This window comes from Streptomyces nitrosporeus, from assembly GCF_008704555.1.
Taxonomy (GTDB): Bacteria; Actinomycetota; Actinomycetes; order Streptomycetales; family Streptomycetaceae; genus Streptomyces; species Streptomyces nitrosporeus.
On the sequence record NZ_CP023702.1, the window covers coordinates 6,010,445 to 6,023,634 of the forward strand.

Genomic DNA, 13,190 nt, shown 5'->3' on the forward strand with positions numbered 1-13,190 from the left:
TCCTGGACTCGCCGGCGGGGCCTCGCAGCAGCGTTCCGGCGGTTCGCCCGTCGTCGTCCCCGTGCCCGCCGAGAGCGGACCGCCCGGCCGACCCTCGTACGCCCCGTGATGGGCCTTGCAGCGGCCCCGACGGGTCGCCAGCCCGGTGCAGTCGATACAGCGCATGTGCGCCCCCTGTCAGTGGTGTGTCATACGTTGAGCAGATGACTTCAACCGAGGACCCGTCCGAGCCCGCGCCGGGCTACCGACGTTTCGCTGGTCGATGCTCCGTGTGTGAACTCGGGCTCCAGTGGGAGGCGTACAGCCACACCGCGTTGGTAGACAGCGAGGGGTCATCGATGTGCGCCCCGACACGGAGCAAGCATGAATTGATCTAGCGCCCGCTTTTGGATCCGAACCGGGGAACTCTGCGGGCTGCGTACGGATCTCCCCATGGAGGGGGCGGGTGCCGCGCACCTCCAGCCGTTGGGTCAGCGGGCATGATCGTCGTCCTGGCGCTCATAGACGCGTCGGGACGACGTGGGGACCGCACGGTCTTGCAACCCCGTTCGGCGCCCCCGGTCAAAGGAGGGACCGAAGGTTTCCCGAGGGGCCGAAGGGTGTCGATGGTGACGACAGGGGCCCCGATTTCTCTTTCTCTTAGGTTTTTCCGGGTTACCTCAAAAGTATTGAAACTCGACACCCTCTCGCCTCTCGCTGTGAGCGGCCCGCCCGAAGGGCAGCCGGCGAGGGCTTCACGTGTCCGTGTCCTTACGTTCCTTGTTGTCGATGCTGCGGGAGTCGAGAACCGCGCCGATGCGGTCGAACTCCTCACGGGTCATGATCGGCTCGGCCGTGGCCATGACCTGGTTGCCCTCTGCGTCGCGCTGCCGCTCGGGGCTGGTGGTCTCCTCGGTCAGAACGGAGAGACGCACGCACCGCACACCCCGGAGGGCAACGAGTGCCGCGTGCCCGGGCCGCGGAAGGCGCCGACGGGCCGAGGCGCCTGTGGTGGCGCTGCCCGCCGGTGCCCGAGGGGCACATGGCCGCAGGTGTTCCCACCCTCTGTAACGGCCGGGCCCCGTATGAGGGCCCGTCCCGTCAGGTCTCGAACACAAGGTCACGTGGCGTCGCGGTCCGGTGCGCCCAACTGCCGTTCGTGTGTGTTCTATTGACACCGAAGTTTCAGGGGTTTTACGTTTCCCGGACACGCTTGAGAGCGCTCTCAGGCGTCCCCCCCCCAGGATCCCGAGGTGCTGCCCATGCGAACCTCCCTGTCCAGATCTGCCGCGGCGGCCGTGCTGACCGTTGCCCTGGCCGCCGCCGGCCTGGGGCCTGCGGCGTCCCCGGCCGCAGCGGCCACCGTCCCCGCAGGCTCCGGCAGTTACAGCGACACCCGTCCCGCCGGTACGTCCGGTCCCACCACCGGCACGGGTGCGCCGGTGACCCCCAAGCTCACCGCCGCGGCGAGGAACAAGCCCGTGCCCACCAACGACTGGTGGTCCTCGCTCGCCTACCAGCGCTACGGCGACAACCCGTACTCCACCCCCATGTACGGGCATCCGCTCACCTACCAGGCCACCTCGGGCGGACTGCAGGTCGGCTATCCCACCGCACCCGCGATCGTCGGTGACGGCCGCCAGTACGAGTACGCCCACAAGGCCGACCTCACCGTGGGCCTCAGCGGTCTCAACTCACCGGACACCAAGGCCGACGCCTGGTCCGACTGGACGGTCACGCCCTACTGGTCCGACGGCACCCGGACCCTGCGTACGACCATCGGGCACGGCATGCCCTTCGTGTACGCCGAGGGCTCCGGCGGCGACGCCCGCATCACCACGGCGAGCACCCCCACCGTCTTCGCCGACCAGGGCAACGTCCTCGGCCTCACCGTCGCCGGCCACCACTACGCGCTGTTCGCCCCGACCGGCAGCGACTGGTCGGTCTCCGGCTCCGCGATCACCGCGGGGCTCGGCGGGAAGAACTACTTCTCCCTCGCCGTGCTGCCGTCCACGGACGCGCTCGCGACCTACCGGAAGTACGCCTTCAGCTTCGTCACCGGCTCCACGGTGGGCTGGGCGTCCGAGGGCGGCACCGTGAAGGCGACCTACACCCTGACCACCGAGGCCAAGGAGGGCACCGAGCGCGGCACCGTCCAGGCGCTGTACCGCCACCAGTGGCTGCACACCCCGGACCCGCTCACCTCCTGGACCTACGTCTCCCCGCGCGGAACGATGAAGGTGCGCGAGTCGGCCTCCTTCACCACCAGCCAGCGAAGCGCCGGTGTGCTGCCCGCGCTGCCCGCTTCGCCGGGCGTGGACAAGGCCCGTCTGACGGGATACCTGAACGAGGTGGCGAACGCCTCCGACCCGTTCTCCGGTGCCACCGACACCTACTGGACCGGCAAGGCGCTCGGACGCCTCGCCCAACTGGTGCCCGTCGCCGACCAGATCGGCCAGACCGGCATCCGGGACAAGCTGCTGGGCCTGATGAAGGGCCGCCTCCAGGAGTGGTTCACAGCGGGCGGTGCCAGTGAGTTCAGTTACGACAGGGACTGGAAGACGCTGACTGGCTACCCGGCCTCGTACGGCAGCGACACCGAACTCAACGACCACCACTTCCACTACGGCTACTACGTGTACGCGGCGGCCGTCATCGCCCAGTACGACCAGGCGTGGGCCGCGGACTCCGCCTGGGGGACCATGGTCAAGACCCTGGTCCGCGACACCGCCAACCCCAGCCGCACGGACACCGCGTTCCCGTTCCTGCGCGGCTTCGACGTGTACGCGGGCCACAGCTGGGCCTCCGGCCACCAGGGCTTCGCGGCGGGCAACAACCAGGAGTCCTCCTCCGAGTCCGTGAACCTCAGTGCCGGACTGGTCCTGTGGGGCGCCGCGACCGGCGACACCGGGCTGCGCGACCTGGGCAGCTACCTGCTGACCACCGAGTCCGAGGCGATCACGCAGTACTGGTTCGACGCGGACCGGCAGGTCTTCCCGTCCGGCTTCGGACACGGCACCGTCGGCATGGTCTGGGGCAGCGGCGGGGCGTACTCCACCTGGTGGACCGCGAACCCGGAGGAGATCCACGGCATCAACGTCCTCCCGGTCACCGGCGGTTCGCTGCACCTGGCCCGTGAGAAGGCCGCCATCGGGCGGAACATCGCGGAGATGGAGCGGGAGAACGGCGGGCCGGCCGTCGAGTGGCGCGACCTGCTGTGGGAGTTCGAGGCCCTGGCCGACCCGGCGGCGGCGAAGGGCAAGTGGGACGCGGGCAACGCCGGTTACACGCCGGAGCAGGGCGAGTCCAGGGCCCACACCTACCACTGGATCACCACGCTCGACAGCCTGGGCGCACCGGACATGACGGTCAGCGGCTCCATCCCCACCTCCGCGGTCTTCACCAGGAACGGCGTCCGCACCTACAGCGCCCACAACCACGGTTCCACCGCCCGGACCGTCACCTTCTCCGACGGTGCGACGCTCACCGTCCCGGCCCGGTCCACGGCCACCGGCACGGGCACCGGCGGCGGCGGTCCGGATCCGGAGGAACCGGGTCCCTCCACCGGCAACACCTTCCGGCTGAAGTCCGGCGGCGTCCTCACCACCGCCACGGACGGAGCGGCGGGAGCGGACACCCTGGCGGCCGCGGACGGGATCAACCGGGACGGCACGCCGTACCGGCCGACGGTCTACGAGGTCAAGGGGGTCGACGGGACGCTCGACCCCGGCGCGGCCACGACGTTCCGCCTCAGGGTCGACGCGGGCACGACGGTGGGCCTCGCCCCGCAGGTCAGGGTCGGTTACGACCTGACCGGGGACGGCACCTTCGACCGGACCGAGACCTTCCGGTACTTCGCGACCGACCCGGTCGCCGGCTGGGAGGAGTACACCCAGGCGGTGGGCACCAAGGCGGTGACCGGCAGCCTCGGCGACCTCAGGGGCGGGACGGTGCGCCTGGAGATCTGGAACGCGCTGGGCAACGCCACGTCCCGGGTGCAGACCGGCACGGAGGCGGCGGTCCTGCGGATCCCGTACGTCTGACCATCCAGCAGGTGGCCTCACCGCGCCAGGGGCGCGGTGAGGCCACCTGCCGTTCCCCTGGATGCGGATGCGGATGCGGATGCGGACGTGGATGTTGACGTGGACGTGAGGGGCGGGGCCGGGGCCTCGTACGGGGCCGTCCGCCGGCCGGATGCGCGAGCACCATGCCGAAGCGCTGGAGTCACCGCAGGCACTCCTGTGACGGGCCGTGACGTGGACTTCGGCGGCGGTGGGCTTTCCGGCCCCTCGCGGAGCCGGCCCGTCTCCGTGAGGAAACCGTCGCCACTGGAGAAGGGGGCGCAGGCGCGTCGCAGCTCGCGCCTCATGCCGCGGGACCGAGTGCGGCCCTTCCACGGAAGCTCGCTCCGCGTACAACCCTTGGCCGGAACCGATCGTCCTTACGTGTGCAGAGCAACTATCTCTCGAACGCGCGGAAACCACCGGGTGAACGATTCCGGGACGTTCCGCGCGTTCTTCCCGCAAGGAGTCCGCGTGACATCCCGTGCAACCGCCACACGTCTGGTCCTCGCCATCGCTGTGGCATCCGCCGTCATCAGCCTGCCGGCCGCCGCCCAGGCCGTCGCCCCCTCCGCCCCCGCGGGAGCGGCAGCCGCCCCGGCCGGGCTCCAGGCCGACTTCAACGGCGACGGGTACGGCGATCTGGCGTTCTCGGCACCCGGCGCCACTGTCAACGGCTTCGCGAACGCCGGGTTCGCCGGAGTGGTCTACGGGTCGAGCAGCGGCCTGAAACCCACCACCAAGCAGGTCATCACGCAGAACTCGGCGGGCATACCCGGCGTGGCGGAGGCGGGTGACGGCTTCAGCGGCACGCTCGCTTCCGCCGACCTCGACCAGGACGGCTACACCGATCTGGTGGTCGGCTCGCCCGGTGAGCAGGACGGCACCGCCGTACGGGCGGGGGCGCTGTCGGTCGTATGGGGCGGCCCGACCGGTCTCTCGGGCGGCGCCACGCTCCTGGTGGGCACCGCGTCCAGCGAGGTCGGCAGCGAGCTGGCCGTGGGCGACTTCGACGGGGACGGGGCGAAGGACCTCGCCACGTTCCGCCACGACGACCTCCAGGTCCTGTCCGGTCCGTTCACCCGTGCCGGAGCCGCGACCGCCGTCGCCCTGACCCCTGACACGGACGACAACCGCTGGCTCGACCTCGCGGCGGGCGATGTCGACGGTGACGGGCGCGACGACCTCGTCGGCCTGGCCCACAACGGGAACGAGGACGACCGGCGGCGCGTCAGCGTCGCCGCGGGCGGCACCTCCGGCCCGGGAGCGTTCAGCGAGGTGGCCGGCGGCAACGGGTCCGGTCTGGAGGCCGGGGAGACCCTCGCGGTCGGCAACATCAACGGTGACGCGTACGCCGACTTCGTCGTGGGCCGGCTCGAAGGTCACGACAGTGACGCCGAGAACCCCCTCTCGCTCGGCGGCATGATCACCTATGTGCCGGGTGGTGCCACGGGCGCCCAGGGCGCCAAGGCGAAGGTCTTCAACCAGGACTCGGCGGGCATCCCCGGCGCGGCCGAGCGCGGCGACCTGTTCGGTTCGTCCCTCGCCATCGGTGACACGGACGGGGACGGTTACGGGGAGGTGGCGGTCGGCGTCCCGGGCGAGGCGCTCGGGACGACCGCGCGGGCGGGCGGGATCGTCGTCCTGCCCGGTACGGCGGCGGGACCGACGGGGACGGGTTCCACGGGCTTCAACCAGGACACCCAGGGGGTCACCGGCACCGCCGAGCAGGGCGACCTGTTCGGCGGCGCCGCCGCCTTCGTGGACGGTGACAGGAACGGCCGCGCCGAACTCGCCGTGGGCGCCCCGGGCGAGAACGCCGGTGAGGGTTCGCTCTGGGTCCTGCCGTCCATGACGTCCGGCACCGGCTCCTTCACCTTCGGGCACGGCACGCTGGGCACGGTCGCGGTGAAGGCGGCCCTCGGGTCGTCCTTCAGCCGTTGACCCGCGCCCGTGCCGCCCCTGTGCCGGAGCGGCACGGGCCCGGGGGAGCCCGTCACGCCGCCGGAAGCCGGAGCGGAGGCCCGGGGCGGTCACTCCCAGCGGTCCGGGTTGCGGTCGATGTCGTCCCAGAGGGCCTGGCGTACGGGGTCCTCGACGTCCCAGGAGTGGTCCGCCGGGTGCTCCTCGTACAGCTCGCACGCGTCACCGCCGGCCGCCTTCACCGGGCACCAGGGCAGGGCGAGGAAACGGTGCCGGGAGCCGTTCCACAGGAACCAGATCGCCCCGTCCCGGGCGTCCTCGTCCCACACGTGGTCGGCGTGCTCGCCGTCGTGCCCGTCCCCGAGTTCACACACCGCGTGCCCGGACACGGCCTTCGTGGGGTGCTCGGGCGGGTCGCTGGACATGAGGAGCTGGACGATCGTCTCCACGGGCGGCAGGCTCGTGAACGCGGTGCACTGCAACATAGGGGCGTCCTGGTCGGAAAGGCCCGCCGCCTGTGCCGGCCCGCAGGGCGGCCGGGGGCGGGGCTCTTCGGTGGTGGGGGCTTTTTGGTGGTGGAGGGCTCTTCGGTGGTGGGGGCTCTTCGGGGGCGGGGCGAACAGGTGCGGACGAACGGTCGCGGGGTGGTGTTCCCGCCGTGGACAACGATGCCGTGCGGGGTCGCGCTACGGTGAGTTCCGGGGAAAGTGCTGACGCGGCCGACGAGACCCGCTACCGGACCGGTCGGCAGGTCAGGGGAGGTGCCGGACCGACCGGAACGACCCGCGCAGGCCGTTCTCCTCGGTGACCCGCGCGCGCAACTCCCGTAGTACGGGGGAGTCCTGGCCGGCTCCACCGGCTTCACCGCTTCCGGCTGCCCCCTCTTCCGCGTACCCCTTCCGGGTGATGCACCGTGCGCACGCGCACGGCGGGAAGAGCAGCGGGTTGAACTCGGGCAGGGACGACCCCGGCCCGGTCACGTCGCCTTCCGTTCCGGACAGTTCTCCGTCTCCCGGTGGCGCCGGAGCAGCACCCGGCAGTCCGTGGCCGCGCTGGGGTCGTGCCGCGCGGTGGCCACGGCCTCGGCCAGGAGGAGTTCCTGGCACCTCCGGCAGTCGGCGGGTGTGTTGGGGGCCGGGACCTGCGGCGGTTCCTGCCCAGAGGGAAAACCGACAGATGCACACACGAAAAGCACCTCTCCGTAGTCGTTTCGCTACACAGCGGGCTCAGCGTGGCTTACGGTTCTCTTATCCTCAACTTGCGGATGATGCTTGGAGGTTTGAGTAGCGGTGGTGAACCGTAAGGAGCTGAACCCGGAAGAGTCACCCAAAGCACGCTTCGGTCAACGGTTACGCCTGCTGAGAGAGGAGCGCGGGTGGACCCAGGAGGAGCTGGGAACGCGCATGGGCTGCTCCGGGACACATATCTCAGCTGTTGAAACTGGCCGACGTCCTCCAACTCTTCGTTTTGCGCGCGGCGCCGACAGAACGTTTGGTACCGGCGGCAAGCTGGAGCGTCAGAGCCTCGCTCTTCGGCAGACGGCGTTGCTGGAGGGGTTCCCGGAGTACGTGACACATGAAGCGCGAGCGGCGGAGATCAGGCTTTACGAAGTCGGGGTCATGCCGGGGATACTCCAGACACCGGAGTACGCGTCAGCGCTCACTGCTCGTACGGTTGAGCGAGGCGTGATCACCCCCGAGCAGGGTGAGGAACGCAACGCCCTCATCGCGATGCGTCAAGGAGCCGTCAACCGGACGCCGGCGCCACTTGTGTTCGTGGTGCTGGATGAAAGCTGCCTGAGACGGCCGGTCGGCAATGCTGCTGTCATGGATGGGCAGTTCGCTCGGCTGGTGGAGTTTGCGGGCTTGCCGAACACCGTCTTCCAGGTCGCGCCCTTCGCTCTGGGCGATCGTCGCCCGCTCAGCTTGCCGCTGTACATCCTGACGATGGAGAACCGGGCTCTGGTTTCGTACGCGGAGTCCGCCCAGCGTGGCCAGTTGGAGCGGGAAACCGCTTCAGTCGTGCCCTTGCTGACCGCTTACCATCAGCTACAGGCTGAAGCGCTGTCCCAGGCGGATTCCGTAGCCATGATCAAGCAGTTACGAAAGGGCACCCTGTGACGACCGACTCCATCCACTGGTTCACGTCCTCATACAGCGAGAATGGTGGCGCCTGCGTCGAGGTCGGCGCCGGGCTTATCGCTTCGCACGGAGTTGTTCCGGTGCGTGACTCGAAGAACCCCGGCGGTCCGGTGCTGGACGTGACCGCGCCCGCGTTCGCCTCGTTCGTGGCGGGTGTCAGGGCCGGGCGGTTCGGCGCTCTCTGACCGTGTGCCGCCGGGGCGATCCGCTCGCTCCCGGGCTGCCTCCGCTGCGCGGGCGGGGCGGGGGCAGCCCCAGGCCGGGGGCCTCAGACGCGGCGGACCCGCCAGAGCCATGCCGCGACGCCGGCCAGCAGGGCGAACACCACCAGGTTGGGCAGGAGGGCGGCGCCGTCCTCCTGTGAAGTGCCGTTGGACAGGTTCCAGGTGGCGAAGAGGACGCTCGGCAGCACGGCGGTGAGCAGGACGCCGGTGGTCTTCTGAACTGCCGTCCAGTGCACCGAGGTGCACAGGAGCACCGCGCCGACGATGCGGAACAGGACGCCGAACAGCGGTCCGGGCTGGGCGGAGAAGACCATCATGAACGGCAGCGAGAGGGTGAGCATCAGGAGCGGGACCAGGGGGTGCACCTTGCCGCGCCGGGCGGGCGGAGCCCCTCCGTCCCCGGCGGGGATCCCGGTCGGGCCGGCCGTCCAGGCTCCCGCTCCGGTTGCCCCGGCCGTGCCGTGACCCGCCTCGGCCAGCGCCGTCGCCGCGATGGTGCGCGGGTCCCCGAGCTCCGCCAGGATCTCGGCGGGCGAGGCGTCGGGGCGTTCGGCGCGGGCCACCTCTATGTGTTCGGCCAGGTCCGCGAGGAGTTCCTGGCGGCGGTCGGCGGGGAGGGCGGAGGCCTCACGCCCGACAGCGGAGAGGTAATCGCGCACGAGGTCGGCGGAAGTCTTCATGTGTGGTCTCCGGTGGGGAGGTACGGGGTGGTGAGGAAGGTGTCGACGGCATCGCGGAAGCCGGGCCAGACGCGGGTGAACTCGTCCAGCGCGGCCCGGCCGCTGTCGGTGAGCGCGTAGTAGCGCCGGGGCGGTCCGGAGGCGGACTCCTGCCAGGTGGTGGTGACCAGGTCGTCGCGGCGGAGGCGGGAGAGCAGCGGGTAGACCGTGCCCTGGCTGGTGGCCAGGGCACCGGACTCCTCCAGGGCCTGGAGGAGCTCCACGCCGTAACGGGGGCGGTCCCGCATCAGGGCGAGCACGCAGTACTCCAGGACACCCTTGCGCAGCTGGGCGGCTGCCCGTGCCTGCTTGGTCGAATCGCCTGGTTCCATGCGATGCAAGATACCTGGTGCGGCAAGTGAATGAGAAGGGGGGGCGTCGGCCCGGCCGCCGACGCTCCGTACCCGCTGCCCCCCGGAGGCGGCCCTGAGCGCTCCCCGGGCTTCGGGCGGACCTGGGCGCGGGTGCCGATCCTCTCGCTGAGGATCCTGTCGCGGGGGATGCCGTGCCTGCTGAGCGCATCGAGCTGGGAGCCGGGTCCCTGCCCGAGGGGCGGGCACCGCGCGTACCCGCGACGCGGATGCCCGTGCTCGGCAGGTCCGGGGCGATCGACGCCGGCGGCGGGGTGTCCGGCCGCCATGGCCTGCCCGGCCGCTATGACCTGCCCGGCCCCGGCCCGCGGCCGGCCGGGGCCGGCATCCGCAGCGCCTTTTTCAGCCGGGGCACCTTCGTGAAGCGGCGGGCCCGCGAGCCGCCCGGGCGGGGTGTGTCACGGGTGCTGCGGCAAGTCGTCGTCCGCGAGCAGCCGGCGCGTCGCTCCCGCCGCGAAGTCGGACACGGTCGTCAGATCGTCGCCCTGGTCGATTCTGCGGATGCACGCGTCGACGACTGCCTGGACCACCGCCACGATCAGCTCGGGCTGTGGCCGCCCCAGTTCGCGCACGACGCGGGCGAGTGCCTCATGGAGTGAGACGTGCAGATTCCTCACCCGCTCCCGCGCCGACGGGGAGAGCGAGTCGCGCGAGAGCGCGGCCAGCCAGCCGTGGGTGCCGCGAGCCGCCTGTTCGAGGTTGGCCCTGACGTAGGCGGCGGCCTGGGCGGCGGGCGTGGTCTCGGCTGCGATGGCCTGCTCCACCGCGTCGATCCAAGCGGGGAATTCGCGGGTGACGACGAGTTCGAGCAGGTCGTCGATGGAGTTGAAGTAGCGGTAGATGCTGTTGCGGGCGATCCCGGCCCGCGCGGCGACGGCTCCGGCTGTGAGGGCTTCGGCGCCGCCCTCCTCCAGGATCTCCTCGGCCGCGTCGATCAGCTGCGCGAGCCGCTGGGCCCGGTGCTCCCGGACGCTTCCGGCTTCGATCTTGGGCATTTTCTCCGCTTCACCTCGGGCAGTGTGCCGTCTCCCGCCAACCTACCCCTGCGCCCGGGAGGCCGAGCGGGCGTGTTAGCTTGCACAACTTAGAGACACCCTGTCGCTAAGTTCTGTCCGTGCCTCCTGCCGAAGGCTGCCCGATGCAACCGATGAACTCCCCCGCTCTGCTCCGATGTCTCCTGGGATCGAGGAAGCGCGCCGCCGTCGTGGTGGCCTTCTGGGTCCTGATCGCGGGCCTCCTCGCCGGGGTCGCCCCGGCCCTGGAGTCCGTCGAGGACAACGCGTCCGCCAACCTGCCGCCCGCCGCCTCGGACTCCATGAAGGCCCGTGATCTCGTCCGCGCCCAGCTTCCGGGCCAGGACGCGACGCCGGCGGTCATCGTGGTACGCGGCAAGGGCACCGACGCCGAGGCGAGCGCCGCGCAGGCGGTCGCCGCCATCACCTCGGCCCTCTCCGGGACCAGCCGGCCTCACCATGTCGTGAGCGTGGTCTCCACGGTGACCGCTCCCGACGCCGCGGCCGGGCTGGTCTCGCAGGACCGCGGTGCCCAGCTGGTCATCGTGCCCATGAAGGGAAGCCCTTCGGACGAGTCCTTCCAGAACGCGGTCGACGCGGTGCGTGACCTCGCGTCCGACCGGGCCGGGCCCGCCGACGTCGCGGTGACCGGCCCCGCCGGGATCGCCACCGACACCGTGAAGGTCTTCAGCGGCGGTGACAAGGTCCTGCTGCTGGCCACCATCGTGCTCGTCCTGATCATCCTGCTGGCGATCTACCGCTCGCCCCTGATGGCGCTCGTGCCGCTTCTCGCCGTGGGCGTGGCCATGCGCGTGGCGGAGACGCTCGGCGCGATTCTCGCGGACGCCGGGATCATCACGGTCAGCTCCCAGACCGCCTCGATCATGACCGTGCTGCTGTTCGGGGTGGGCACGGACTACGCGCTGATCATCACCGCCCGCTACCGCGAGACCCTGCTCGACGAGCCGGACCGCGCCCGCGCGATGCAGACCGCCGTGCGCCGCACCGCCGAGTCCGTCCTCGCCAGCGCCTCAACCATCGTGCTCGCCATGTTCGCCCTGCTCGTGGCCGCCTCCCCGGCACTTCACGGCTTCGGACCGTACCTCGCTCTGGGCGTGGCCGTCATGGCGCTGGTGGCGTTCACCTTCATCCCCGCCCTGGTCCTCCTGCTGGGCAGGGGCGTCTTCTGGCCCGGGGGCGTGGACAAGGCCGCCGAACGCGGTCGCGGCGCGGGCATCTGGCACCGCGTCGCCGCCCTGGTCGCACGGGCCCCCGTCAAGGTGGCCTCGGCCGTGATCGCGCTCCTCGTGGTGCTGAGCGCGGGACTGCTCGGCTACCAGGAGAGCTTCAACACCCTCAGCGGCTTCCGCGCCGCCACCGAGTCGGAACGCGGGCAGCATCTCATCCAGGAGGAATTCGGGCCCGGCGAGATCGCGCCCAGTACCGTCGTCGTCCACTCCCAGGACAGCCTGCGCTCCAGCCCCGCACCCGCCGGGATCGCCACCGCGCTCACCGACGCCGACCACGTCAGCCGTGTCGCGGACCCCCGCATGGGCAAGGACGGCAAGACCGTCTTCTACGAGGTCGTCCTCGACCTCGACCCCTACAGCTCCAAGGCGCTCGACGCGATCGGCCCCCTCGAGCAGGCCACCCGATCCGCGGCCCAGGCCGCCGGAGTGCAGGACGCCACGGTGCTCATCGGCGGCGAGACCGCGCAGAACGCCGACATACGCTCCGCTCTCGACCGCGACACGATCCTCATCGTGCTCCTGGTCCTGGCCATCGTCACCGCGGTCCTCGTCCTGCTGCTCCGCTCGCTCCTCGCCCCGCTCTACCTCGTCGCGACCCTGATCCTGTCGTTCCTGGCCACCCTGGGCGCCACCACCTTCTTCACCGTGACCGTCCTCGGTGACGACGGCATCGGCAACCGCGTCACCGCGTACATCTTCGTCTTCCTCGTCGCGCTCGGCGTCGACTACAACATCTTCATCATGAGCCGGTTCAAGCAGGAACTGCGCACCCGGCCCCCGGCGGAAGCGATCACCGCCGCCCTGACACGCACCGGCGGCGTCGTCTCCTCCGCCGGCCTCATCCTCGCGGCGACCTTCGCCGTCCTGATGACCCAGCCGATCCGCGAACTGTTCCAGTTCGGCTTCGCCATGGCCTTCGGCATCCTGCTGGACACCTTCCTCATCCGCCCGCTCCTGGTCCCCGCCATCGTCCGCCTGCTCGGCGACCGCGCCCTGTGGCCCGCACGCCAGGGCACCCCGAAGGCGCCTTCCACGCCCGCCTCCGGACCGCCTTCCGCCGGTGTGCCGGCCGCACGGGCCGCCGACACCGGCTCCAGCCTTCTGCTGCGCGCGTTCTCCTGGATCGCGATCATCGAAGCGTGCACGTGGGCAGGTCTGCTGGCCGGGATGTACCTCAAGTACATTCCCGAAACCACCGAACTCGGCGTACGGATCTTCGGCGCCCTCCACGGCGCCGCCTTCATCGTCTACGTGTCCCTGACCGTCCTGATCGCGATCCGTCTGAAGTGGCGGCTGGGCCGGACCACGGTCTTCGCCCTGCTGGCCGCCGTACCCCCGTTCATGACCGTCGCGTTCGAGATCTGGGCCCGCCGCACAGGCAGGCTCCCTCAGCCGGCCGCGGACCCGAGCCCGACTCCAGCCCTGTAACGGGTCAAACGAGCGGTGTAAATCGGGTTGTTGAGGGCTACTGACGTGCTGCGGAGAGTCGGCCGTCGAGGATGATGCGGG

11 protein-coding genes are annotated in these 13,190 nt (G+C 70.8%); 5 read left to right on the plus strand and 6 right to left on the minus strand.

All coding sequences use genetic code 11. The features are described from left to right. Positions 1–734: 734 nt before the first annotated feature. Entirely contained in the window at positions 735–914 is a 180-nt protein-coding gene (locus CP967_RS26530; RefSeq protein WP_150490388.1) for a hypothetical protein, read from the minus strand. 327 nt (positions 915–1,241) lie between these two features. Between CP967_RS26530 and CP967_RS26535 the strand changes: the two genes are divergently transcribed. Together CP967_RS26535 and CP967_RS26540 are read left to right on the plus strand one after the other, a co-directional pair. After that, positions 1,242–4,022: a glycosyl hydrolase gene (locus tag CP967_RS26535; protein WP_150490389.1), complete on the plus strand. Its 2,781-nt coding sequence runs from the start codon at positions 1,242–1,244 to the stop codon at positions 4,020–4,022. A 492-nt stretch (positions 4,023–4,514) separates the two neighbouring features. Further along, positions 4,515–5,984 carry a VCBS repeat-containing protein gene (locus tag CP967_RS26540; protein ID WP_229888310.1) on the plus strand — a complete coding sequence of 490 codons (1,470 nt, stop codon included), beginning with the start codon at positions 4,515–4,517 and terminating at the stop codon, positions 5,982–5,984. A gap of 89 nt (positions 5,985–6,073) precedes the next feature. Here the strand turns inward: CP967_RS26540 and CP967_RS26545 are convergent, their stop codons facing one another. Together CP967_RS26545 and CP967_RS35480 are read right to left on the minus strand one after the other, a co-directional pair. Continuing rightward, entirely contained in the window at positions 6,074–6,448 is a 375-nt protein-coding gene (locus CP967_RS26545) for a hypothetical protein (RefSeq protein ID WP_150490390.1), read from the minus strand. Between the two features lie 491 nt (positions 6,449–6,939). After that, positions 6,940–7,149: a hypothetical protein gene (locus CP967_RS35480; RefSeq protein ID WP_150490392.1), complete on the minus strand. Its 210-nt coding sequence runs from the start codon at positions 7,147–7,149 to the stop codon at positions 6,940–6,942. Between the two features lie 103 nt (positions 7,150–7,252). Between CP967_RS35480 and CP967_RS26560 the strand changes: the two genes are divergently transcribed. Continuing rightward, positions 7,253–8,083 (plus strand): helix-turn-helix domain-containing protein, encoded by an 831-nt coding sequence (locus tag CP967_RS26560; protein WP_150490393.1) that lies wholly within the window; start codon positions 7,253–7,255, stop codon positions 8,081–8,083. Next, positions 8,080–8,289 carry a DUF397 domain-containing protein gene (locus CP967_RS26565; RefSeq protein ID WP_150490394.1) on the plus strand — a complete coding sequence of 70 codons (210 nt, stop codon included), beginning with the start codon at positions 8,080–8,082 and terminating at the stop codon, positions 8,287–8,289. The genes CP967_RS26560 and CP967_RS26565 overlap by 4 nt, the downstream gene beginning before the upstream one ends. Before the next feature lie 83 nt (positions 8,290–8,372). Here CP967_RS26565 and CP967_RS26570 read toward each other — a convergent pair whose 3' ends face one another. From CP967_RS26570 to CP967_RS26585, 3 genes are all read right to left on the minus strand, one after another. Continuing rightward, complete coding sequence (locus CP967_RS26570; protein ID WP_150490395.1) at positions 8,373–9,008, minus strand: HAAS signaling domain-containing protein; 636 nt, start codon at positions 9,006–9,008, stop codon at positions 8,373–8,375. Next, positions 9,005–9,379: a PadR family transcriptional regulator gene (locus CP967_RS26575; RefSeq protein WP_150490396.1), complete on the minus strand. Its 375-nt coding sequence runs from the start codon at positions 9,377–9,379 to the stop codon at positions 9,005–9,007. Before CP967_RS26575 ends, CP967_RS26570 begins: the two co-directional genes overlap by 4 nt. A gap of 437 nt (positions 9,380–9,816) precedes the next feature. After that, positions 9,817–10,413 (minus strand): TetR/AcrR family transcriptional regulator, encoded by a 597-nt coding sequence (locus CP967_RS26585; protein ID WP_150490397.1) that lies wholly within the window; start codon positions 10,411–10,413, stop codon positions 9,817–9,819. Positions 10,414–10,565: 152 nt separating this feature from the next. Here CP967_RS26585 and CP967_RS26590 point away from each other — a divergent pair, with 152 nt between their 5' ends. Beyond that, positions 10,566–13,109: an MMPL family transporter gene (locus CP967_RS26590; RefSeq protein ID WP_150490398.1), complete on the plus strand. Its 2,544-nt coding sequence runs from the start codon at positions 10,566–10,568 to the stop codon at positions 13,107–13,109. Positions 13,110–13,190: the final 81 nt, after the last annotated feature.

Bases quoted from the DNA above. Each gene is read 5' to 3' on its own strand.
- CP967_RS26535 (WP_150490389.1), top strand. From the start codon at position 1,242: ATGCGAACCTCCCTGTCCAGATCTGCCGCGGCGGCCGTGCTGACCGTT.
- CP967_RS26545 (WP_150490390.1), bottom strand. From the start codon at position 6,448: ATGTTGCAGTGCACCGCGTTCACGAGCCTGCCGCCCGTGGAGACGATC.
- CP967_RS26570 (WP_150490395.1), bottom strand. From the start codon at position 9,008: ATGAAGACTTCCGCCGACCTCGTGCGCGATTACCTCTCCGCTGTCGGG.
- CP967_RS26575 (WP_150490396.1), bottom strand. From the start codon at position 9,379: ATGGAACCAGGCGATTCGACCAAGCAGGCACGGGCAGCCGCCCAGCTG.
- CP967_RS26585 (WP_150490397.1), bottom strand. From the start codon at position 10,413: ATGCCCAAGATCGAAGCCGGAAGCGTCCGGGAGCACCGGGCCCAGCGG.
- CP967_RS26590 (WP_150490398.1), top strand. From the start codon at position 10,566: ATGAACTCCCCCGCTCTGCTCCGATGTCTCCTGGGATCGAGGAAGCGC.